The organism is Phyllobacterium zundukense (assembly GCF_002764115.1).
GTDB lineage: Bacteria > Pseudomonadota > Alphaproteobacteria > Rhizobiales > Rhizobiaceae > Phyllobacterium > Phyllobacterium zundukense.
The window spans coordinates 3,404,053-3,426,850 of sequence record NZ_CP017940.1; the positions used below are offsets into that span (position 1 = coordinate 3,404,053).

Annotated in this window: 21 protein-coding genes and 1 pseudogene; 5 read left to right on the plus strand and 17 right to left on the minus strand. The window is 58.1% G+C overall.

Going from position 1 to position 22,798, the window contains the following annotated elements; genetic code table 11:
• Positions 1-83 precede the first annotated feature (83 nt).
• Together BLM14_RS17035 and BLM14_RS17040 are read left to right on the plus strand one after the other, a co-directional pair.
• Entirely contained in the window at positions 84-272 is a 189-nt protein-coding gene (locus BLM14_RS17035) for a hypothetical protein (protein ID WP_100000481.1), read from the plus strand.
• A 307-nt stretch (positions 273-579) separates the two neighbouring features.
• The gene (locus tag BLM14_RS17040; RefSeq protein ID WP_100000482.1) at positions 580-1,695 is read left to right on the plus strand and encodes an acyltransferase family protein; all 1,116 of its coding nucleotides are present in this window, start codon (positions 580-582) and stop codon (positions 1,693-1,695) included.
• A 16-nt stretch (positions 1,696-1,711) separates the two neighbouring features.
• Here the strand turns inward: BLM14_RS17040 and BLM14_RS17045 are convergent, their stop codons facing one another.
• The gene (locus tag BLM14_RS17045) at positions 1,712-2,329 is read right to left on the minus strand and encodes a ribonuclease D (RefSeq protein ID WP_100000483.1); all 618 of its coding nucleotides are present in this window, start codon (positions 2,327-2,329) and stop codon (positions 1,712-1,714) included.
• Positions 2,330-2,346: 17 nt separating this feature from the next.
• Positions 2,347-3,735 (minus strand): M20/M25/M40 family metallo-hydrolase, encoded by a 1,389-nt coding sequence (locus BLM14_RS17050; protein WP_100000484.1) that lies wholly within the window; start codon positions 3,733-3,735, stop codon positions 2,347-2,349.
• Between the two features lie 421 nt (positions 3,736-4,156).
• On the opposite strand from BLM14_RS17050, the gene polA reads away from it, so the two are divergent.
• Entirely contained in the window at positions 4,157-7,117 is a 2,961-nt protein-coding gene (gene polA / locus BLM14_RS17060; RefSeq protein ID WP_100000486.1) for a DNA polymerase I, read from the plus strand.
• Between the two features lie 3 nt (positions 7,118-7,120).
• Here the strand turns inward: polA and BLM14_RS17065 are convergent, their stop codons facing one another.
• The 11 genes and pseudogenes from BLM14_RS17065 to BLM14_RS17115 form a co-directional block, all read right to left on the minus strand.
• Positions 7,121-8,704, minus strand: a complete 1,584-nt coding sequence (locus BLM14_RS17065; protein ID WP_100001432.1) for an FGGY-family carbohydrate kinase — start codon at positions 8,702-8,704, stop codon at positions 7,121-7,123.
• A gap of 109 nt (positions 8,705-8,813) precedes the next feature.
• Positions 8,814-9,494 (minus strand): HAD family hydrolase, encoded by a 681-nt coding sequence (locus BLM14_RS17070; protein ID WP_100000487.1) that lies wholly within the window; start codon positions 9,492-9,494, stop codon positions 8,814-8,816.
• A 1-nt stretch (position 9,495) separates the two neighbouring features.
• Complete coding sequence (locus BLM14_RS17075) at positions 9,496-10,974, minus strand: mannitol dehydrogenase family protein (protein WP_100000488.1); 1,479 nt, start codon at positions 10,972-10,974, stop codon at positions 9,496-9,498.
• 64 nt (positions 10,975-11,038) lie between these two features.
• Positions 11,039-11,815 carry an L-iditol 2-dehydrogenase gene (locus BLM14_RS17080; protein WP_100000489.1) on the minus strand — a complete coding sequence of 259 codons (777 nt, stop codon included), beginning with the start codon at positions 11,813-11,815 and terminating at the stop codon, positions 11,039-11,041.
• Between the two features lie 18 nt (positions 11,816-11,833).
• Positions 11,834-12,832: an ABC transporter ATP-binding protein gene (locus tag BLM14_RS17085; protein ID WP_100000490.1), complete on the minus strand. Its 999-nt coding sequence runs from the start codon at positions 12,830-12,832 to the stop codon at positions 11,834-11,836.
• Positions 12,833-12,851: 19 nt separating this feature from the next.
• The gene (locus tag BLM14_RS17090; protein WP_100000491.1) at positions 12,852-13,682 is read right to left on the minus strand and encodes a carbohydrate ABC transporter permease; all 831 of its coding nucleotides are present in this window, start codon (positions 13,680-13,682) and stop codon (positions 12,852-12,854) included.
• Between the two features lie 4 nt (positions 13,683-13,686).
• On the minus strand, positions 13,687-14,559 hold the full coding sequence (locus BLM14_RS17095) for a carbohydrate ABC transporter permease (protein WP_100000492.1): 873 nt from the start codon (positions 14,557-14,559) through the stop codon (positions 13,687-13,689).
• Positions 14,560-14,659: 100 nt separating this feature from the next.
• Entirely contained in the window at positions 14,660-15,970 is a 1,311-nt protein-coding gene (locus BLM14_RS17100) for an ABC transporter substrate-binding protein (protein ID WP_100000493.1), read from the minus strand.
• Positions 15,971-16,091: 121 nt separating this feature from the next.
• On the minus strand, positions 16,092-17,048 hold the full coding sequence (locus BLM14_RS17105; RefSeq protein ID WP_100000494.1) for a sugar-binding transcriptional regulator: 957 nt from the start codon (positions 17,046-17,048) through the stop codon (positions 16,092-16,094).
• A 269-nt stretch (positions 17,049-17,317) separates the two neighbouring features.
• Positions 17,318-17,590: pseudogene (locus BLM14_RS17110) on the minus strand (Rdx family protein); the annotation flags it as partial.
• Positions 17,587-17,994 (minus strand): hypothetical protein, encoded by a 408-nt coding sequence (locus tag BLM14_RS17115; protein WP_100000495.1) that lies wholly within the window; start codon positions 17,992-17,994, stop codon positions 17,587-17,589. The pseudogene BLM14_RS17110 and the gene BLM14_RS17115, both read right to left, overlap by 4 nt.
• Positions 17,995-18,839: 845 nt before the next feature.
• On the opposite strand from BLM14_RS17115, the gene BLM14_RS17120 reads away from it, so the two are divergent.
• A complete protein-coding gene (locus BLM14_RS17120) occupies positions 18,840-19,319 on the plus strand; it encodes a hypothetical protein (protein ID WP_100000496.1) in 480 nt (159 codons plus the stop codon).
• Between the two features lie 361 nt (positions 19,320-19,680).
• On the opposite strand, the gene BLM14_RS31575 is transcribed toward BLM14_RS17120, so the two are convergent.
• Both BLM14_RS31575 and BLM14_RS31580 read right to left on the minus strand, forming a co-directional pair.
• Positions 19,681-19,845: a hypothetical protein gene (locus BLM14_RS31575; protein ID WP_100000497.1), complete on the minus strand. Its 165-nt coding sequence runs from the start codon at positions 19,843-19,845 to the stop codon at positions 19,681-19,683.
• 140 nt (positions 19,846-19,985) lie between these two features.
• The gene (locus BLM14_RS31580; protein ID WP_100001434.1) at positions 19,986-20,159 is read right to left on the minus strand and encodes a hypothetical protein; all 174 of its coding nucleotides are present in this window, start codon (positions 20,157-20,159) and stop codon (positions 19,986-19,988) included.
• Positions 20,160-20,228: 69 nt separating this feature from the next.
• Between BLM14_RS31580 and BLM14_RS17135 the strand changes: the two genes are divergently transcribed.
• Positions 20,229-20,525, plus strand: a complete 297-nt coding sequence (locus BLM14_RS17135; protein WP_157929549.1) for an ImmA/IrrE family metallo-endopeptidase — start codon at positions 20,229-20,231, stop codon at positions 20,523-20,525.
• A 47-nt stretch (positions 20,526-20,572) separates the two neighbouring features.
• Here the strand turns inward: BLM14_RS17135 and BLM14_RS31105 are convergent, their stop codons facing one another.
• Both BLM14_RS31105 and lepA read right to left on the minus strand, forming a co-directional pair.
• Positions 20,573-20,989 carry a hypothetical protein gene (locus BLM14_RS31105; protein WP_133123939.1) on the minus strand — a complete coding sequence of 139 codons (417 nt, stop codon included), beginning with the start codon at positions 20,987-20,989 and terminating at the stop codon, positions 20,573-20,575.
• The gene (gene lepA / locus BLM14_RS17145) at positions 20,986-22,794 is read right to left on the minus strand and encodes a translation elongation factor 4 (protein ID WP_100001436.1); all 1,809 of its coding nucleotides are present in this window, start codon (positions 22,792-22,794) and stop codon (positions 20,986-20,988) included. The genes BLM14_RS31105 and lepA overlap by 4 nt, the downstream gene beginning before the upstream one ends.
• Between the last annotated feature and the right edge of the window lie 4 nt (positions 22,795-22,798).

A 22,798-nucleotide genomic window follows, 5' to 3' on the forward strand; every position in this document is an offset into this window, starting at 1 on the left:
TGGATTGCGAGCGGACCTCGTCGCCTGATTGAGAAAAGCGTCCGGCAACGCTAGTCTGACCGCAACAATCACGGAGTGAACCAATGCGTCTTGTTGTTCTTGCGGGTCTGATGGCGATCTTGAGCGGTTGCGGCGGCGGCGCCATTGCACGCCTCAATCCTGCACCTGCCGCGGAGGCCCAGTATCGCCTCGGCGGCTGTCAGCTTCGCGGCCATGGCGTCTGCAAGGATATGCAGGAGTTTTCCGGTCAGACTGCGCAGCCAGCCAGCTAAAACCAGGCCAAATTGGTCGTCGCAGACAAAAAATGCTCGCGCGCGTAAAATATTATCTTGCAGCTCTTGAAAAGAGCCGGGGGGAGCTCTATTTTCAGTCTTGCGTAACGAGCGGTTCTCCTCCCATTTTTCGCTCGTTGCGTGTTCCCCTCTGGACGCATTAGCGTTCACAATTCGCCGGGCTCTTTGCCCGGCTTTTTTGTTTTCCGGGCCCTGGTGCCATTTCCAGGTCAATCATCACCCGAATTTTACTTCCTCTTTTCCATTTTCCCGTATCAAAGGGAAATTGGTTTGGGGACAATGAGCGATGAGCACCGGCGAAAAGACGCGCGTCGACTGGGTCGATATTGCCAAAGGCATCTGCATAATCTTTGTCGTAATGATGCATTCGGTTCTCGGCGTAGAGAACGAAGCCGGAGCACGTGGCTGGATGCATGCTGTCGTCGCTTTCGCGCAGCCCTTTCGCATGCCAGACTTTTTTCTTATATCGGGCCTGTTTCTGGGTCTCGTGATTGATCGTCCCTGGCTGCGCTACGCCGATCGCAAGATCGTGCACTTCGGCTATTTCTATATGCTCTGGCTGACCATCCAGTTCCTGTTCAAGGCACCGGGCATCGTTGCGGAAAGCGGTATAAGCAGTGCCTTCTCCGCCTATCTTCTGGCCTTTATCCAGCCCTTCGGCACCCTATGGTTCATCTATCTCTTGCCAGTGTTCTTCGTCGTCACGCGCCTTCTCAAGGGTGTCAATGTCTGGCTAATTCTGATCATTGCTGCAATTCTCGAAACATTGCCTATCCACACCGGCTGGTTGGTCATTGACGAATTCTGCAGCCGTTTTGTCTACTTCTTTGCCGGCTACGCCTTTGCCCCGATGATTTTCCGGCTTGCCGATTGGCTGCGGCAACGCCCGCAAACAGCGTTGGGCATTCTTGGCGTCTGGGCTCTCGTCAATGGTTGGCTGGTGTTTCATCCTGCATCTGAGCCTTTTGCCGCCTGGATACCGCGAGAGAGCTATACATCGGGCGGGCTTGGCGGCTGGAGCAGTGTACCCTTGATCTCGCTGGCTACCGGCGCCGCTGGGGCCCTTGCCATCGTATCGGTCTCCGCGCTGATCGCCGGCTCCCTTTCCTCATGGAAAAAGATCGTGACGCCACTGCGCTGGCTCGGTGCGCATTCGATCGTCGTGTACCTCGCCTTTTTCCTGCCAATGGCGCTTGCCCGCACTATTCTGCTCAAGAGCGGTGTCGTCACAGATATCGGTACGATTTCGCTCTTGACCGTCATCAGCGGGGTGCTCGGCCCAGTCATCCTGTACGGACTTATCCAATGGAGTGGCTACGGGCAATTTCTGTTCAAACGGCCACAATGGGCCCATATCGATAGCCCTCCTGTTCGCAGGGAGGCATTGGCGTCGGCAGAATAGTGGCCAGTCGTCTACCTTAACTATGCGCAAATATATCCTGCTCCGCCCAGCCCATCAGATCGAGCTTGGAGCGGGTGGGCAGGAATTCGAAACACGCCGCAGCCTCCTCGGCACGCCCATCGCGATCCAGCCGCTGCTGCAGGATTGTTCGCAGACGATGCAGATAGAGAACATCGGACGCGGCATATTCAAGCTGCGCTTGCGACAGCTCCGGCGCTGCCCAATCTGACGATTGCTGCTGCTTGGAGAGGTTTATATCCAGCAATTCGCTGCAAATTTCCTTCAATCCGTGCCGGTCAGTATAGGTACGCACCAAACGCGAGGCGATCTTGGTGCAGAAAACCGGCTTCGGCATGACGCCAAAGGTATGGAACAGTACGGCAAGGTCGAAGCGGCCGAAATGGAAAATCTTGGTGATGGCATCGTCACCAAGAAGCGTTACCAGGTTGGGCGCTGCCTTCTGGCCCTTTTCGATCTGAATGACATCCGCCGAACCATCCCCGGGTGAGATTTGCACGACGCAGAGTCGGTCACGATGCGGATTAAGTCCCAGCGTCTCCGTGTCGATTGCGACAGCATCAACCTGATAGTGGTTCAGGTCTGGAAGATCATTGCGGTGAAAGCGGATGGCCATCGGATTATCTCTTCTGATTACTTGGCAAGCGCAGCAAGAATGCGCGCCCACGACCGCTGACCCTTGTGGAAGGAGTTCAGCTCATATTTTTCGTTGGGCGAATGGATCCGGTCATCCTCCAAACCAAAACCGACGAGCAGCGATTCCATGCCGAGCATATGCTGGAAGTCGCCAACAATCGGGATCGACCCCCCCATGGCGATCAGTACAGCCGGTTTCGGCCATTCGTCGCTCAAGGCGTTTTTTGCCTTGGTGAGCAATGGCGATTCGTAGGAGAGCTGGATGGCTGGCGAACCTCCGTGTTCGTGGAACTCCACAGAGCAATCGGCTGGAACGCGTTCGCGAACAAACGCCCTGAAAGCTTCGCGAATCTTCGCGGGATCCTGCTTGTGCACGAGGCGGAACGACACTTTCGCTGAAGCCTGAGCCGCAATGACCGTCTTGAACCCCTGCCCGGTATAGCCGCCAGTAATGCCATTGACCTCGGCAGTCGGGCGTGCCCAGGTCAATTCGAGGATGGAGCGGCCTTTTTCGCCCGAAGGAATGGAAAGCCCGATGGGGCCGAGAAAATTTTCTGGCGTCGAACCCAGCCCGTTCCACATCTGCAAAATCTGGGTAGGCGTCTCATCGACACCCTCATAGAAGCCCGGGATTGTTATTGCACCATTTTCATCATGCAGACCGGCAAGGACCTTCGTGAGAATGTGGATCGGATTGGCGGCAGCCCCGCCGAAATGACCCGAATGAAGGTCGCGATCGGCGGCCTTGATCACGATTTCCTCGCCAACGAGACCGCGCAGACCGACAGAGATGGCCGGCGTTTGAGTGTCCCACATGCCGGTGTCGCAAACGAGAGCAAAATCCGCCTTCAGTTCATCTCTATGGGTTTCAAGAAACGGCTTGAGCGATGGCGAGCCTGACTCCTCTTCGCCTTCGAACAGGATGGAGACCCTCACAGGCAGTTGGCCGTGCACTGCCTTGTAGGTGCGGCAGGCTTCGACAAAGGTCATCAACTGGCCCTTATCATCGGAAGTACCGCGACCGGTAAGAATCTTGCGGCCGTTGCCAACATCCTTGATTGCCGGGGCAAACGGGTCGTTCTCCCACAATTCCAATGGATCGACCGGCTGAACGTCATAATGCCCATAGAACAGGACATGCGGGGCACCAGCACTCGGGCCGTCGTGATGGGCAACAACCATCGGGTGCCCCGGCGTGTCGCGCACGCTAGCCTCGAAACCGATCGATTTCAGATCGGCGACCAGCCACTCGGCAGCCTTGCGGCATTCGGCCTTGAAAGCTGGATCGGTCGAGATGGACTTGATTTTCAGCAGGTCGAAAAGCCGCTCCAGGCTGTTGTCAAGGTTGGTATCAATCGCGTTCAAAACAGGTTCGAGAGCTGGCATGGTATTTCCTGATTTCTTTGGACCGGGACTCATGAAGGGAATTCTTATTAGCGCATTTTGGCGGCGGCGGCACAAAAAAGTGCCAGCGGCTGGCTCACAAAAGAAATGGTCGCCGTGGCGGGGGGACCACAGGCGACCAGATCACTACACTCATTTGCGGTCAGCCCTGGAGAGGGGGATGAGGCTGGCCGCTGTCCGGGGTGAGGCGGGGGACGAGCCTTTTGACCCGGACGTCGATCTAACGTCGACACCTTGGATTTGGGGGGCAAACCGTGGCAATTCAAGGGCACTCGACATTACATCTTTGTAACAAACGTGTGATGCGTCTGTGTCAGGATAAACTTAAATCCAATGCATCTTCTGGTGAAACGGAAAGACATGTCATTCCCTTTTTGCAGATCATCATTTAATCCTATCGCCCATGAAAAAAGGTGATCATCTCTTCCTCGTCGACGGCTCCGGATATATCTTTCGGGCTTACCATGCTCTCCCCCCACTGACACGCAAATCGGACGGTTTGCCGGTCGGTGCGGTCTCTGGTTTCTGCAATATGCTGTGGAAGCTGCTGAGGGAGGCGAGGGACACATCGGTCCGCGATACGCCGACGCATTTCGCGGTTATCTTCGATTATTCGTCGCATACATTCCGCAAGGAAATCTATCCTGAATACAAGGCGAACCGCTCGGCACCGCCGGAAGACCTGATCCCGCAGTTCGGATTGATCCGCCAGGCAACGAAGGCATTCAACCTGCCCTGCATCGAAAAGGAAGGTTATGAAGCCGACGATCTGATTGCTACTTACGCCCGTATGGCTGAGGAAGCCGGCGCTGAGGTGACGATTATCTCGTCCGACAAGGATCTCATGCAGCTCATCACACCGAACGTGTCGATGTATGACAGCATGAAGGACAAGCAGATCGGTATTCCGGACGTCATCGAGAAATGGGGCGTTCCGCCCGAAAAGATGATCGACCTACAGGCGCTGACTGGCGATTCGACTGACAATGTACCCGGCATTCCGGGTATCGGACCGAAAACCGCGGCGCAATTGCTGGAGGAGTTCGGCGATCTGGATACGCTTCTTGCCCGCGCTGGCGAGATAAAGCAGCAAAAGCGGCGCGAGAACATCCTTCAATATGCGGATCAGGCACGTATCTCGCGCCAGCTGGTGACACTGAAGAAAGACACGCCAATTGACGTCGGTATCGAGGACTTCGGCCTGGAGCCCCAAGACGGTCAAAAGCTCATCGGCTTTTTGAAGACCATGGAATTCAATTCATTGACCCGTCGCGCTGCCGAAGCAACGGGCGTCGATGCGAGTGAGATTGAACCGGCACGCTTGAAGATCGAAGCGGTGGCCGAGGCCCATGGACCTGACGTTGAAGTGGCGCCGGCCGATGAGCAAGTTCCTGGCCGTCAAGCATCGGCAGAAACAAATCTGGCGGTCGGTTCGCCCAAGCAATCTGCATCGAATGTAGCCGCAACCCCTGCTGACCTTGCCAAATCGCGTACCGACGAGACGCTTGCCGCGAAGTTCGATCGAAGCGCTTATATAACTATTCGCGATATTGCGACGCTGCAGGTCTGGATCGACGAAGCATTGGCTGCCGGCATCGTGACTTTTGATACTGAGACCAATTCGGCCGATCCCATGCAAGCCGAAGTGGTCGGTCTATCGCTCGCCACGCGACCAGGACGCGCTGCCTACATTCCCATCAACCACAAGTCTGGTGAGGGCGACCTCCTTGGGGGTGGACTGGTGGAGCATCAAATACCCGAGCGTGACGTCTTTCGCATGCTGAAGCCACTTCTTGAAGACCGCTCGGTCCTCAAGATCGCACATAGTATGAAGTATGAGTGGCTCGTCATGCATCGTCACGGCATCGATCTTCACCCGCTCGATGACACGATGCTGATCTCCTACGTGCTTGATGCCGGCGAAGGCAGCCACGGCATGGACAATCTTTGTGACCGTTGGCTGGGACACAAGCCCCTCGCCTACAAGGACCTGATTGGTTCAGGTAAGTCGTCAGTTACGTTTGACAAGGTCGCGATCGAGCGCGCTACTGAATATGCGGCCGAAGATGCCGACGTTACTTTGCGCCTCTGGCGGCTATTGAAGCCACGTCTCGTCGCCGATGGGCTGGTGTCGGTCTATGAGCGGCTGGAACGGCCGCTCATACCCGTGCTTGCACGCATGGAAGAGCGCGGTATTTCCGTCGACCGCCAGATCCTTTCGCGCCTGTCCGGCGACCTCGCCCAGTCGGCGGCCGCCATCGAGGAAGAGATTTACCGGCTGGCCGGCGAAAAGATCAATATCGGTTCGCCGAAGCAGATGGGCGATATCCTTTTTGGGAAGATGGGTCTTCCCGGCGGTTCCAAAACCAAGACCGGTCAATGGTCCACCTCGGCCCAATTGCTGGAAGACCTTGCCGCCGAAGGCCATGAGCTACCGCGCAAGATCGTCGACTGGCGTCAGCTGACCAAGCTCAAATCCACGTATACCGACGCATTGCCGGGCTATATCAACCCACGTACCAAGCGCGTGCATACCTCGTACGCCATGGCGGCAACCTCTACGGGACGCCTCTCCTCATCCGAGCCAAACCTGCAAAACATCCCGGTGCGCACCAGCGAAGGCCGCAAGATTCGCACCGCCTTCATTGCCGAGCCCGGAAACAAGCTGATTTCCGCCGATTACAGCCAGATCGAATTGCGCGTCCTGGCGCATGTCGCCGAAATTCCGCAGCTGACTCAGGCCTTTGCCGACGGCATCGACATTCATGCGATGACCGCATCGGAAATGTTCGGCGTGCCGGTCAAGGATATGCCTTCCGAAGTACGTCGCCGCGCCAAGGCGATCAATTTCGGTATCATCTACGGCATCTCAGCCTTCGGTCTCGCCAATCAGCTGTCCATTCCGCGCGAGGAAGCCGGCCAATACATCCGCACTTACTTCGAACGCTTCCCCGGCATCAAGGACTATATGGAATCGACAAAAGCGTTTGCTCGCCAGCACGGCTATGTCGAGACAATCTTCGGGCGGCGCGCGCACTATCCGGAGATTCGTTCATCTAATCCGCAACACCGGGCATTTAACGAACGCGCCGCGATCAACGCGCCCATCCAGGGTTCGGCCGCCGATATCATTCGCCGCGCCATGGTACGCATGGAGCCAGCCCTGGACGAAGCGAAACTCTCGGCGCGCATGCTCCTGCAGGTGCACGACGAACTGATCTTCGAGACGGCGGAAGCGGAGGTGGAGGCGACAATTCCGGTCATTCGCGCGGTCATGGAGAACGCCGCCATGCCTGCGATTTCACTGTCCGTACCGCTGCACGTCGATGCGCGCGCCGCGCACAATTGGGATGAGGCTCACTAAACTTTATTGAAGCGTGTCCAGTACTTTCCGCTGGGCATGCATTTCGAGGAAAATGCGATAGTCGCGATCAAAGCGCTTGCGTGCTGTTTGGTCCGGCTGGCGTGGACGGCCACCCTGTTTCATAGCAATACAGGCTGAAGGCAAATCAGCGTAAACCCCCGCCGCCGTTGCTGCCACCATGGCGGTACCGAGCAACACTGCATCCTCTGCGGCGGAGGTGATCACCGTGCAACCCGTTGCGTCGGCATAGAGCTCCATCAGTAGCGGGTTCTTCGCGTGCCCGCCTGTAACATGCATGGTGTCAATGGCATAACCCTTGTCATTCAATGCATCGAGGATATGGCGCACGCCGAGCGCAATACCCACACAAGTACGCCAATAGAGTCGGCAGAGACTGTCGAATGACGCGTCCAGCGTGAGACCGCTGATGACGCCCACCGCATGCGGATCGGCAAGTGGCGAGCGGTTGCCATGGAAATCAGGAAGAACGTGCAGCCTGCCGGCCAGATCGAGCCCTTCCTTTTCACGCAATTCCATTACCCGGTCGGTGATCTTCTTGTGCATCGCCGTGTTTGGTTCACCGACTGCGCCGTGCCAGCGAATGACATGATCCAGCAAGGCGCCAGTCACCGACTGGCCGCCCTCGCTCAGCCAGCAATCCGGCAGGGCCACGCCATAATACGGGCCCCAGCCGCCACTGAAGGAAATTGGCTCCTGCGACAGCGCCATCAGGCAGCTTGAAGTGCCCGCGATCAGGGCAAGGTGCCGGTCGATTTCCGAAAGGTCCCCGGCAAAGCCGCCCAGAACGCCGAGCGCACCGGCATAGGCATCAATCAGCCCAGCCCCGACGTGACATGCGGTGGTTAGTCCCAAAGCCTTGGCTGCATCGACCGTCAACGTACCGACGAATGCACCCATCGGGCTGGCATGATCAGGGAGGTTCCCACGTGCTATCATGTCCTCCAGGCCGATCGTCTCAAGATAGTCCGGCTGCCAGCCTTCGCTTTCATGCGCGAGATATGTCCATTTACAGGTCAGAGTGCATTGCGAGCGAGCAAGTGAGCCTGAAGCTTTCCAGCTCAGGTAATCGGCGAGGTCGAAGAAGTAGCCGGCTTTGTTCCACGTATCCGGCAGATGCCGTTTCAGCCACATGAGCTTGGGGGTTTGCATTTCCGGCGACATCACGCCGCCGAGATAGCTCAGTACCCTGTGGCCCGTTGCCGTGCATTCATCTGCCTCGTTCAGAGCCCGATGATCAAGCCAGACGATCGTATCCCAGCGTTGCTCGCCCGACGTCGAGACCGTCAGCGGCATGCCATCCTCGTCGCGTACAACGAGTGAACATGTGGCATCAAAGCTGATGCCGACAACATCGGATGGATCGACTTTGGATGCTGCGATGGCGCCCTGTACCGCTATGCATACCGACTTCCAGATATCTTCTGAATCATGCTCTGCATGATCTGCAAGCGGACGGTTCATCAAAATCGGATGCTCAACGCGGCCAAGAAGATTTCCCGTCGCATCGAGAATGCCCGCACGGGCGCTTCCTGTTCCAACATCCACCGCACAGACGAATTTCGGCATCAACGAACTTTCGATATTACTTGCTGTCATGTGAGGCCTTTTGACAATTCAACCTGATAAGTCAGCGTCCATGAGCACCGGAAGCGCAGAAAATCGCATCAGCTGGCCATCAGGGTGAAGTTATCGAAAGATCTCTGAGCAAGCGGGGCAATTGCAACATGTCGTTGAATATACGGTCTGGCTTAAGAGACGCAAGGGCCGCCTCCAACCGTCCGCCGCGCGAATGCGTACCGCCGGTAAAGGCACAGACCCGCATCCCCGCACTTTTCGCCGCTTCAATCCCGGCGGGACTGTCTTCGATCACGACGCAATCCTTCGGTGAAGTTTTCATGGTCTTTGCCGCGAGCAGAAAGAGGTCCGGCGCCGGCTTGCCGCGTTTGACCATGGTGGCGCTGAAGATGTGCGGATCGAGAAGATCGAGCAGCCCCGTGAGTTTGAGGGACAAGCGAATGCGGTCCGGTTGACTCGACGAGGCGACGCATCGCGGCACATCAAGTGCGCGTAGCGTTTCAGCAATGCCCGGAATGGGTTTCAAATCCAGCTCGAAACGGGCAAAGAGGTTGGCGCGCATCTCGTCGAGGTCTGCCTCGCTTGCAGCAAAGCCATATTCCTCATGCAAGATCTTGCTGATTGTTGTCATGCTGCGTCCGAGGAACCGGTCATAGGCGTCATCCTCGGACAATGTGGTCCCGCTCTTGGCGATCATCTCAAGCAGGACAGCAATGGAAATGGGTTCGCTGTCGACAAGGACACCATCACAATCGAAAATGACAAGAGCGGGCTTTGCCATTTCAGAGCTTGTCGGCAAGGTAAAGCTTCAAAGTCTCGCGCGCGCCCTTGTCCCACAGGGTCCGCAGGATTCGCGAGAATGATTCCACGAAAATCGGCGATACACCGACTTCGCCGAATATATCGGTCATTGCCAGAAATGCCTTCGGATCGCCCTTTGCCTTCAAAGCTTCCACTTTCAATCGCTCGGCGCTTGCATCGAGATAGTTCGTCGGCTTGCCGCTATCGGTCGTCCCGGCACAGAATCGGCACCAGAGCGCAGAAACCAGCGAAAGTCCAGTTATGCCTTTTCCCGCCTTCAGCCTGTCCGCTGTCGTCGGCAGGATGAATTTCGGCTGGCGGTTGGATCCATCCTGGCACAGGCGCTGAATGGTGTCGCCGATCTTCGGATTGGAAAACCGCTTCACAATAAGGTCGAGATAGTCGTCGAAGGAAGTGCCCGGCACCGGCGGCAGAACGGGGATGATCTCCTCACGTTCGAGCTTCGTCAGGAAGTTGCGGATCAACGGTTCTTCCATGGCCTCGTGCACGAAATGGATATCCATCAGCGATGCTGGGTAGGCGATGGCCGCGTGGCCGCCGTTGAGAATGCGGATTTTCATCAGTTCAAAGGGCGCGACATCCTTGACGAAGGTCACACCGACCTTCTCCAGGGCCGGGCGTCCCGCCGGAAAATGATCCTCCAATACCCATTGCTTGAATGGTTCGCAAAAGACTGGCCAGTTATCCTCGACACCGAAATCCGTCGCAAGCAGTCCCCTCTCCCGGTCTGTCGTTGCAGGCGTAATGCGATCGACCATGCTGTTGGGGAACGCGACATGGTCCTTAACCCATTGGGCCAAATTCGGGTCGATCAACGCGGCAAGCCCGCTGACGGCATCGCTGGTCACATGGCCGTTGCCCGGAATATTATCGCAGGACATCACGGTGAATGGCGCGGTGCCCTCGCCGCGACGACGCATCAAACCGGCGAGGATCAGGCCGAAGACGGTCTTCGGGTCTTTGATATTGGCGGCGTCGAAAATGATTGCCGGATGCTTTGGATTAAACACACCCGATGCCGGATCGATGAAGTAACCGCCCTCCGTGATCGTCAGTGATACGATGCGAATTTCTGGATCGGCGAGGCGCGCGATGGTATTTGCGGTGTCTCCAGGCTGCAGATAGTCGATCATCGACGCGGTGACATGCGCAGTCCTGTGGCCGCTATCCTGCTCGACCACAGTCGTCAGCCAATCCTGCGCCTGCAGCTTCTGTCGCATTGTTTCGTCGGAGGCGAGAACGCCAGCACCGACAAGGCCCCACTCATGATCTGACCCGGCATTGAACAATTCATCGAGGTAAACTGCCTGATGCGCGCGATGAAAATTGCCGATGCCGAAATGGATGATTCCGGCTTTCAGATCGGACTGGCTATAGCTGGGGACGCCGACATTCTTCGGCAGGTTCTGCAGCGTGGCTTTGGAGAGTTTAACAGTCATCGGGCCTAACCCCTCTTTTCATGTAAGATGCGCCTGCGCCGCTCTTGCCGCGGCGCGGGAAACGTCAGCTCATCCAATTGCCGCCATCGACATTGTAGGTCTGGGAGACGATATAATCGCTCTCGCTACTCGCGAGGAAAATCGCCATGCCTGTCAGATCTTCTGCGGTGCCCATGCGCCCGTAGGGAACGGCTTCGCCCACGAGACGCTTTTTCTCGCCCCGTGGCCTATTCTCATATTTGGCGAAAAGCGCATCCACGCCCTCCCAATGCTCTCCGTCAACAACGCCCGGCGCGATCGCGTTTACATTGATGCCGTGCTCGATCAGGTTGAGCCCAGCTGACTGGGTGAGGCTGATCACCGCCGCTTTGGTGGCGCAATAGATCGCCACGAGCGGCTCGCCGCGCCGGCCAGCCTGGCTGGCCATGTTGATGATCTTGCCACCCTTGCCACGGGCGATCATTGCCTTGGCAACGGCCTGCAATGTGAACAATGTGCCGGAGAAATTGACGGCAAAGAGCTTGTCGTAGCTTTCACGCGTGATCTCGACGATCGGCGCCAGATCGAACAGCGCTGCATTGTTGACGAGCACGTCGATGCCGCCAAACTTGTCAACGGTTTCCTTGACCGCTGCATCGATCGATGCCTGATTTGTAACATCAAGGCGTACCGCGTGTGCTTGGCTGCCAAGTTCCTTTGCCGTCTCCTGTGCACGTTCCAGATTGATGTCAGCAATCACCACATGGGCGGCGCCTTCGCGCATGTAAGCTTCCGCGAACGTACGGCCAATGCCGCGCGCCGAACCCGTTATGAAAGCCGTCTTGCCTGCAAGTCTGTTCATTTCAATTACTCGTTGTCATCAAATAGCCTGCCCATTAGCATCGAAGCGATGCAGCCGTGCCGGCTCCGGCGTGAGATAGACCTGCTGGCCAAATTCGGTGCTGAAATCGCCGTCGGTTCGCACGGTTATCTTGCCAACCCCGTCCACCTGAACGTGTATAAAGGTGTCGGAGCCGAGATGTTCGGTCACTCCCACTGTGCCCTTCCACGCACCCTCGGTCTTCGTGATGCGCACGTGTTCCGGCCGTACGCCCAGCGTCGTCGCATTTTGCTTGGCAGCTTCCTGTCCCTCGATGAGATTCATGCGTGGAGAACCGATAAACCCGGCCACGAAGACATTTCTCGGGCTGCGGTAAAGTTCAAGCGGTGAGCCGACCTGCTCGATACGCCCGGCATTCAGCACCACAATCTTGTCGGCCATGGTCATGGCTTCCACCTGATCATGGGTCACGTAGATCATCGTCGTCTTCAGTTGGTGATGCAGATCGCTGATCTCGAGCCGCATATTTCCGCGCAGGGCTGCGTCGAGATTGGACAGCGGCTCGTCGAAGAGAAACGCCTTGGGCTGGCGCACGATAGCGCGGCCGATGGCGACACGCTGGCGCTGGCCGCCGGACAATTGTCCCGGCCGGCGATCGAGATAATTGGTCAGGTTCAGGATATGCGCCGCATCCTTGACCTTCTTGTCGATGGCGGATTTCTCCTGCCCGTCCATCTTCAGCGGAAAGGCGATGTTGCCGTAGACGCTCATATGCGGATAGAGGGCATAGGACTGGAACACCATCGACAGACCGCGTTTCGCCGGCGCCTCATTGGACATGTCCTTGCCATCGATGACGATCCTGCCGCCACTCAGATCTTCGAGACCCGCGATCATCCGCAGCAGGGTCGATTTTCCGCAACCGGAAGGACCAACGAAGACAACGAATTCACCGTCATCGATTTCAAGGTCGATTTCTGGAATGACCGCAGTGGTTCCAAATGACTTCGATACTTTTTGGAGCGTAATACTTCCCATAATAATCCTCCCTGAAAACCTATTTCACTGCGCCGAAGGTCAGGCCACGAACCAGCTGCTTTTGCGAGAACCATCCCATGATCAGGATAGGCGCAATCGCCATGGTGGATGCGGCTGACAACTTGGCCCAGAACAGGCCCTCTGGACTTGAGTAGGACGCGATAAAGGCGGTGAGCGGCGCAGCATTGGCAGCGGATAAGTTCAGTGTCCAGAACGCCTCATTCCATGCCAGAATGATGTTGAGCAGCATGGTCGAGGCGATGCCGGGCACAGCCATGGGCGTCAGCACATAGACAATTTCCTTCATCAGCGATGCGCCGTCCATGCGCGCCGCTTCGAGGATCTCCCCCGGTATTTCCTTGAAATAGGTGTAGAGCATCCAGACGATGATCGGCAGGTTGATCATGGTCAGGACCGCGACAAGACCAAGGCGTGTATCCAGCAAACCCCAGTCGCGGAAGATCAGATAGAGCGGCACCAGAACGCCGACGGGCGGCATCATCTTGGTGGACAACATCCACATCAGGACGTCCTTGGTGCGCTTGGTTGGCGAAAATGCCATGGCCCAGGCCGCCGGGATGGCGAGAGCCAAGCCAATCAGCGTTGACCCCACCGAGATCACCACGGAATTGGTGACGTGCTTCATATAGTCGGAACGGATTTGAACCTCGTGATAATTTTCCAGGGTCCAGTCGAAGAACAGGAACTGCGGCGGTGTTGCGACTGCTGTTCCCTCCGTCTTGAAGCTGGTCAGGAAAGTCCACAGGATTGGGAAGAAGATCAGGAGACCGATTGCCCAACCGAGGATCGTGAATGTCAGCTTATGTCGTGTGGTGACGGCGCGGGCCATGGCTCTACCTCTCGAGGTTCTTGCCGATGAGGCGAATGAGGAAGAAGGCGACAATATTGGCGAGGATCACTGCAACAATGCCGCCGGCCGAGGCACCGCCCACATCGAACTGCAGGAGCGCCTGCATATAGATCAGGTAGGTGATATTCGTCGTCTGGATGCCCGGACCGCCATTGGTCGTGACCAGGATTTCGGCGAAGACACTGAGCAGGAAAATCGTCTGGATAAGAATGACAACGGTGATCGCCCGCGACATATGTGGCAGCACCAGATAGATGAAGCGCGAGATCGCCCCGGCGCCGTCCATCTCTGCCGCCTCGATCTGTTCGCCGTCGAGCGATTGCAGTGCGGTGAGCAGAATCAGCGTGGCGAAAGGCAGCCATTGCCACGCAACGATCAGGACGATCGAGAACAATGGCAGCTCGGCGAACCAGTCGATTGGCTGGAGCCCGAATGAGCGGGCGATCCATGCGAACAGGCCGTTGACCGGATGCATCAGCATGTTCTTCCACACGAGAGCAGACACCGTCGGCATGACGAAGAACGGTGCTATCACCAGAAGCCGGACGATGCCTTGCCCGAAGAAGGGCTGGTCAAGCACCAGCGCCAGCAGGATGCCACCAATGACGGTGATCAGCAGCGTGCCGCCGACGAGCATCAGGGTGTTGCCGAGTGCGGTGAAGAATGCAGGGTCGGTCAGAAAGTACTGATAGTTGAGAAAGCCGACAAATTCCTCGGTTCCCGGCATCAGCAGATTGTAGCGCAGGAACGAAAAGTACAGCGTCATGACAAGCGGCACGATCATCCAGAGAAACAGCAGGATGACGGCGGGCGACATCATGAAACGGGCAGTTGCGCGTGTCTGAAGCGTAGCCATGGTCAGGTTCCAATGCAGTGAACGTCAAAGTGATAATGCAAAAGGAGGCCCGGGCGGCTCCTGACATTCGCGTCAGGAACCGTCCGGAGCCAGGAGGATCCTACTTGATGTAGCCGCCCTTGGTCATCTCACGTGTCGTCAGCGCCTGCGCACCCCGCAAAGCCTGGTCGACAGTCATCGAACCGGCAAGCGCCGCCGAGAACTGCTGACCGACGGCTGTGCCAATGCCCTGGAACTCAGGGATGGCGACAAACTGGCCACCCGTATAGGGAACCGGCTTGATGGTCGGCTTGCTCGTATTGGCTGCATTCATCGCGTCGAGTGTGATCTTGGCGAAGGGAGCGGCCTTCTCATATTCCGGATTGGCATAGAGCGACTTGCGCGTGCCCGGAGGAACGTTGGCCCAGCCTTCCTTGCTGGCGACGAGCTCGGTATAGGCCTTGTCGGTTGCCCAGGAGACGAACTTCTGCGCGGCTTCCGCCTTCTTGGTGCCAGCCGGAACGCCGAGGTTCCAGGCCCACAGCCAGTTGCCATGATTTTCGACGCCGCCGGTCGGGAAGAGCGCATAGCCCACCTTGTCGGCAACCTTGGATTCCTTCGGATTGGTCACGAAGGAAGCCGCGACCGTGGCATCGATCCAGATACCGCACTTTCCGGTCTGGAACAGCGCGAGGTTTTCATTGAAGCCGTTGGAGGAGGCGCCGGGAGGTCCGGCTTCCTTCATCAGGTCGACGTAGAACTGCAGCGCCTTCTTCCATTCCGGCTGATCGAATTGCGGGGTCCACTTTTCGTCGAACCAGCGTGCGCCGAAGGAATTGGCCGTCGCCGTCAGGAGCGCCATGTTCTCGCCCCAGCCGGCCTTGCCGCGCAGGCAGATGCCGTAGGTCTCGGTCGACTTGTCAGTCATCTTCTTCGCCGCTTCGGCGATCTGGTCCCAGGTCGGCTTTTCCGGAATGGTCACACCGGCCTTCTCGGCAAGATCCTTGCGATACATCACCATGGCGCTTTCGCCGTAGAAGGGCGAGGCGTAGAGCTTGCCATCGACAGAGACGGCGTCGCTGATAGCCGGCAAAAGATCGGACTTGTCATAGGCATCGCCCAGGCCGTCGAGCGGCAGAAGCCAGCCCTGCTTGGCCCAGATCGGCACTTCATAGGTGCCGATGGTCATGATGTCATACTGGCCGCCCTTGGTGGCGATGTCGGTGGTGACGCGCTGACGCAGTACGTTTTCCTCGAGCGTTACCCACTCGAGCTGGATGTCCGGATTTTTCTTGGTGAAGTCCTCGGTCAATTTCTGCATGCGAACCATGTCGCCATTGTTGACCGTAGCGATGGTCAGCGTTTCCGCATGCGCGAAACTCGCCATGGCGAGCGCAGACACGGCGCTGAGCAGAAGCGTTCTTGATAACATCTCATTCCTCCCGAATGTTATGAGCAATTGCTTGTCTGATGGGCAAATACTCACACAACGGCAAAACAAGTCAAGTACAATTCGTCGCTGCGCTGCAGCAATGATGGTCAGGAGATGAGAGTCAGGCGCCGGAAAGCAGCGCTTCCGCAGTACGCTCGTCAGTGATCAAGCCATTGATAAGCTTGCCCTTTATCGCCGCGGCGATGCCCGGCATCTTCTTCGGCCCCTTGGCGGTGGCGATGACCATGGCTGTCTCGCGCGAAGGGATATGCGCGCTGGCGACGCGGTCATTTGTCAGGCCCTCGATGGGCACGCCATTGCGATCAAAAGCGCGTCCGACGATCTCGCAGACCGCCCCGGCGCCGCGCAGCGCCAGCAATTCTTCGCGTGAAATAAAGCCGTCGACGAAGAGCGGCGCATCGTCCTCGAGATCGCCAATGCCGAGAAAGGCGACATTGGCCTGCGCCGACAATTCCAGCACCGGGCGAATCATTGCCTGGCTGTGCAACAGCTCGCGCTCCTCCGGCGACGAGGCGATGACCGGCAGCGGCATGGGAAAGGAGCGCGCCTTGATCTTGTCGGCAATGTTGAAAATGACGTTGTAGAAAGCCGCCGAACCATCGGGCGCGATATTGCCGGTCAGCGACACGACCTTGTGCTGCGGACACTCGATCGGCGACAGCAATTCGATCGCCGCCTTCAGCGTGCGGCCAGTGCCGATGCCGAGGACGATCGGCGCTTCCGATTTCAGCCAGCGCGTCATTTCCGCCGCCGCCGCATCGGCCACGCCGAGCGTCGTCGAGCTGGAGCCCGGATCGGTCGGCACCACCTCCGCCATCTTCAGGCCGAAGCGCTGCTTGAGCTGTTCGGCAAGATCGAGGCAATGGGCGATCGGATGGTCGAGCCTTACCTTGACCAGCCCTTCCGACACGGCCAGCGACACCATGCGCTGCGCCGACTGGCGCGAAATGCCGAGCTTGGCGGCAATCTCGTCCTGCGTGTTGCCCGCGACATAATACAACCAGCCGGCGCGGGCGGCGTCGTCCAGTTTCGTCGTGGTAACGTCGGGCTTACTCATAGAGTCTTTGCCCCGTCCTTAAGCTCCTCGCCTTGCTCGTCGCTGACGGGGACCCCGTCTGCCCCGCCTCGGGAAGCTGGGATTCCCACCATGCGTGGTTCGACAGGCTCACCATGAGGGATCTTGGAAGCCTCCACTTTGTCTATGGCAGACTCCTCCTCCCTCATCCTGAGCTTGTCGAAGGACGCACCCTCCACTTTGTCCATGGCAGGCTCCTCCTCCCTCATCCTGAGCTTGTCGAAGGACGCACCCTCCACCTTGGTATGCCCGTCGGAATGACCGAGATCGCGCTCGGGCCAGACGATATCGCGCACTTTCTGCTTCAGCACCTTGGCCTCGGGAAAACCGCCGTCGCGCTTGCGCTCCCAGACGAGATCACCATTCACATGGATCTCGAAGATGCCGCCGGTGCCGGGGATCAGCGCCACTTCGCCGAGGTCGGCGCCAAAGGTGGAGAGCAGCTCCTGCGCCATCCAGGCGGAGCGAAGGAGCCAGCTGCACTGCGTGCAATAGGTAATGGTGATGCGCGGTTTCGTTGTCATGTCTTTCTAGATACCACTTTCCCATCGCATTGGAAGCTGCCGTCTTCGCTATAGGTTACGGGCTTGCCCGCGTTGACCCAACGCATGATCTGGACGCTCACCACGAAAAAACTGGTGGTGTCTTTCCCGGGAACACATGGAGGAAACGCGCTGTCGGGATAATCTCGCAATTCGGACTCGCGTTCCTTGCAGCAGCGGTGCCGCTGGCAGGTCTTGCGACGACACGTCTTGTAGTAACCGAAAACCGTTGCCACGCTCTGCGCGATGGCAAGAAGCAGGCTGCTTCGTTCTTCGAGAGCGCGCAGTTCCGAGGGGGGCATGGGATCGCCATAGGGGTTCTGGCGCACCCCGACTTTCACGGGGGGTGATAATCGAAATTCCTTCATGCGATAAGCCTGCTTCATCGACGGTTCCTTCTCTGCTCCGTTCAACCTATGGGCCCGCTTTGCCACGCCCGCTTTTGCGTCTGGCCATTGAATGGTTGGGAAGACGGGCGGTCGTCGAAGCGCGTCTTTTGGTAGTGATATGCGATCCGAAGACCGCCCGTCCGGCGTTTTTCTATCGCATCCGTTCCGCGTCGCGACGGCAGCGGCCGGGCTCGTAGCCCTTACCTGACCCACCGCCCCTCACAGTGCTCGTCCAGCACGCACCGGTCCTAGTACCGGCAGGGGAACCCTTGGACGCAACTTCCCCGGACAGCGGGTCCGTTACCCGCCATCGGAGGCGCCGGTCCTCTCCCCGCTTCGAACGGCTCCGGAAGCAGTTCCCCGTGGAAAGGACCGGGATAGAATAAACGAGGTTTGGAGGGCGTGGATAAGTTGGGGGGATTATTTTGCGTGCCGATCCAACAATGCGTGGTTCGACAAGCTCACCATGAGGGAGATGGTGGGCTGCAGGGGGCAAGTTGAGCGCCGACAGCCGATGGCGATTATCTCTCCCCTTGCGGGAGAGAAAGGATTTTCTTGGCGTTAGCGCAGCTAACCCTTAGAAAATCCAAGTGAGGGGTTTACTGGCGGGTGCAAAAACTTATCCCTCTCTTGTGATTTCTAGCACTTAGCTACGCTAAGATGCTGAAACCGCTACCGGGGCGAGCCACGGGTCTCGCCCGCCTTCGGCTCCCCGCAAGGGGAGATAGCAGCCTCCAAAATACCCCTCTCCTCCTGACACCTCCTGACATAAGGTTGTCAGGAGCCCTGCGCTATATTCATCCACGAAAAGCACTCAGAATGGTGCGCGGGAGGACACGGCGATGGATACGGAGATACAGACACTTGGCAGCGCGGCGGATTTCGATTTTCTCATCGGCGACTGGAACATTCGCAACCTGCGGCTGAAGGAGCGGTTCAAGCAATCGGACGAGTGGGATGAGTTTCCCGCTACGTCGAAGGTGTACAAGGTGCTGGAAGGCACGGCGAATATCGACGAGATGGATATACCGGCCAAGGGTTTTGCCGGGCTGACCGTGCGCCTGTTCAACCCGCGCGACGGGTCGTGGTCGCTGCATTGGTCCGACAGCCGCAGCAATGTGATGTTTCCGCCGATCATCGGCCATTTCGACAATGGCAAGGGGGTTTTCTACGGCGACGACACGGATGACGGCGTGCCGGTGCGCGTGCGCTTCCTGTGGACGCCCTCGCCCGACATGCCGCTCTGGGCGCAAGCGTTCTCCAAGGATGGCGGGGAAACCTGGGAAACCAACTGGGTGATGGAGTTTACCCGGCGTAGCTAAACGGAAAACCGGTTCCACTTTTCCTGGAATTCCTCCTGCGCCCCGCGCCTCAAGCCGGGCCTGACCGAAGCGGGCAGCATCCTCCCAAGCCTGCCCTTCTTCCCTCAGAGCCCGGCTGGGGCGCAAATTTCAGCGGCGGCGGCTCAACTCCTGCCGCACCCGTCTCATCGCAGCGCCGCCCTGTTCACCTAACACGCATTGCACGGCACAGTGCGTGGTTCGTATCTCGGCAGGCTCGCTATGATGAAGCTCACCATGAGGGAGGTGTGTTGTTTGCAGGGAGTGAAGTTCTGCAACGTTGGCGACCATCGATGTAGCCCACCCACTTCCCTCATGGTGAGCTTGTCGAACCACGCACAACTCAGCGGCGGCTCATCTCGCGCGCGATGCGGGCAAAATCCGCCTGCTTGATGCCGATATCGGCACGGTCATTGGCGCTCATGCCCTGCAGCATGGCCAAAGCCTCACGGTAGGCACTGTCATTGTTGCGGCGGCTGCGCGTGGCAAAATCAATCAGAAAGCTCATGGCCCGTTCCCTTATGGCACTGTTTCAACAGGCATAAGATAAGCGCGAGCTTGGGTATTGTGCAGTGCAATATGTGCATGGCTGGTATGTGGTGCTAGAAAGATTGCTACCCTCGGGCGGACCCGAGGATTGCCGAGAACCTACTTCTCTTTTCGTACGCCTTTGAATGGCGTCCCGTCTTTCTTGCCGTCCATGAAACGACCCGTATCCGAGTCGCGTTTTGTCCATGTTTCGGTTTTGGGATTGTAGGTCTGCGAACGATCGCGAACTGCTCCGTTGCGATGACCATCACCCTTGGGAGGATTAGTAGCCATGGTAGTTCTCCGTTAACGTGTATGACAGGTGGGCGAGCAATAAGCGCACCCGTCTGCCATGTGGTCATATTGCTTGGCCGTGAGGACAGCGGCGGAACAGGAAAAGAAGTCACCGAGATACAACTGGTTGTGAACTGCAGGCATCCAAAAGCAGCCGACGCGACCTCTTCTTTGGCTGTTGATGAGAAGGAAATCGAAGCAAATCAGTTTGCTGCCGAAATTCTGATGCCTAAGAGATTTCTTTTGCGTGAACTTGCTGACAATCCGATTGACCTAGAAAGCGACGAGGATATCCTCAGGCTTTCCGCAAAGTATGCTGTAAGTTCACAGGCTATGACCTATCGGATAGCCAATATTTTCATGTAGTAGTGGCAACTTAGTCGCCAGTATTTGTTCTCCATCACCAATGAAACTCACCCCCCGACCTGCTCTTCCTGTTCCACCGTCAGCGGTTTGATGCCGGGCGTTGGCGGTTCAGGCTGGTCGCCCTGGACGGCGGGCATGGCCGCAGGCGGGGTGCGCGGCGCGGTTGTGGTGCAGCCGGCGAGTGCAACGCTGCACAGGATCAGGGCGAGAAGCGAGAGAGTGGCTGGGCGCATAAGATTATAGGCGAAGGAATACATGGGCTTCGACGGGACCTTGCCCTCACCCTTGTGGGGAGGGTCGGAGCGAAGCGACGGGGAGGGGCAACTCTTGCCAACCGCAGTGCGGATTCGAGCCCTCCAAAAGACCCCTCCCGACTGCTTCGCAGTCTCTTCCCGGGCGAGCCACGGGTCTCGCCCGCCTTCGGCCCCCACAAGGGGGAGGGTAAGGGGTGGAGGAGTCCTCAATTATCACTCATCTTCAGCGCCTGGATGAAGGCTTCCTGCGGGATTTCGACCTTGCCGAACTGCCGCATGCGCTTCTTGCCTTCCTTCTGCTTTTCCAGAAGCTTGCGCTTGCGCGAGACGTCGCCGCCATAGCACTTGGCCGTCACGTCCTTGCGCAGGGCCGAGATGGTTTCGCGCGCGATCACCGTGCCGCCGATGGCCGCCTGGATCGGGATCTTGAACATATGCTTGGGGATCAGGTCCTTGAGCTTTTCGCAAAGGTCGCGGCCACGCTTCTCGGCGGCGGCGCGGTGCACCATCATCGACAGCGCGTCCACCGGCTCGCCATTCACCAGCACCGACATCTTGACCAGATTGCCCTCGCGGTAATCCGACAGGTGATAGTCGAAGGAGGCATAGCCCTGGCTGATGGACTTCAGCCGGTCGTAGAAATCGAACACCACCTCGTTGAGCGGCAAATCATAGGTGACCATGGCGCGCTTGCCGACATAGTTCAGGTCGATCTGGATGCCGCGGCGGTCCTGGCAGAGCTTCAGGATGGAGCCGAGATAATCATCGGGGGTGAGGATCGTCGCGCGGATCCACGGCTCCTCGATGGTGGCGATCTTCATCACTTCCGGCATGTCGGCGGGGTTGTGCAGCTCGCGCTGGGTGCCGTCGGTCATGTTGAGCTTGTAGACGACGCTCGGCGCGGTGGCGATGAGATCGAGGTTGAACTCGCGCTCCAGCCGTTCCTGGATGATCTCGAGATGCAGCAGCCCCAAGAAGCCGCAGCGGAAGCCGAAACCGAGCGCGGCGGAGCTCTCCATTTCATAGGAGAAGCTGGCGTCATTGAGGCGCAGGCGGCCCATGGCGGCGCGCAGATCCTCGAAATCCGCCGCATCGACGGGGAAGAGGCCGCAGAAGACCACGGGCTGCGCCGGCTTGAAGCCGGGCAGGATCGTATCGGTCGGGCGCTTGTCCTCGGTGATGGTATCGCCGACGCGGGTGTCGGCCACTTCCTTGATCGAGGCGGTGATGAAGCCGAATTCGCCGGGTCCGAGCTCGTCGACGGCGAGCATCTTCGGCGTGAACACGCCGGTGCGCTCGACCGGATATTTGGCGCCAGTGCCCATCATGCGGATGGTCTGGCCCTTCTTCAGCACGCCATCGATGATGCGTACGAGGACGATGACGCCGAGATAGGCATCGTACCAGCTATCGACCAGCATGGCCTTCAGCGGCTTGCTGCGATCGCCTTCGCGCGGCGGCGGCAGCAGGTTGACGATGGCTTCCAGCACATCCGGAATGCCAAGGCCGGTCTTGGCGGAGATCAGCACGGCCTGGCTCGCATCGATGCCGATGACTTCCTCGACCTGCTCACGGATACGCTCCGGCTCGGCGGCAGGAAGGTCGACCTTGTTCAGCACCACGACGATCTCGTGATTGTTGTCGATGGCCTGGTAGACATTGGCGAGGGTCTGCGCCTCGACGCCCTGCGAGGCATCGACGACGAGCAAGGAACCCTCGCAGGCGGAGAGCGACCGCGACACCTCATAGGCGAAATCGACGTGGCCGGGCGTGTCGATCAGGTTGAGGATATAGTCCTCGCCATTATTGGCCTTGTAGTTGAGCCGGACGGTCTGCGCCTTGATGGTGATGCCGCGCTCGCGCTCGATATCCATCGAGTCGAGCACCTGCTCCTTCATGTCGCGCTGCTCCAGCCCGCCGGTCGATTGGATCAGGCGGTCGGCAAGGGTGGATTTGCCATGGTCGATATGGGCGACGATGGAGAAATTACGGATGTGATCTAGTGGAGTGCTCATGCGC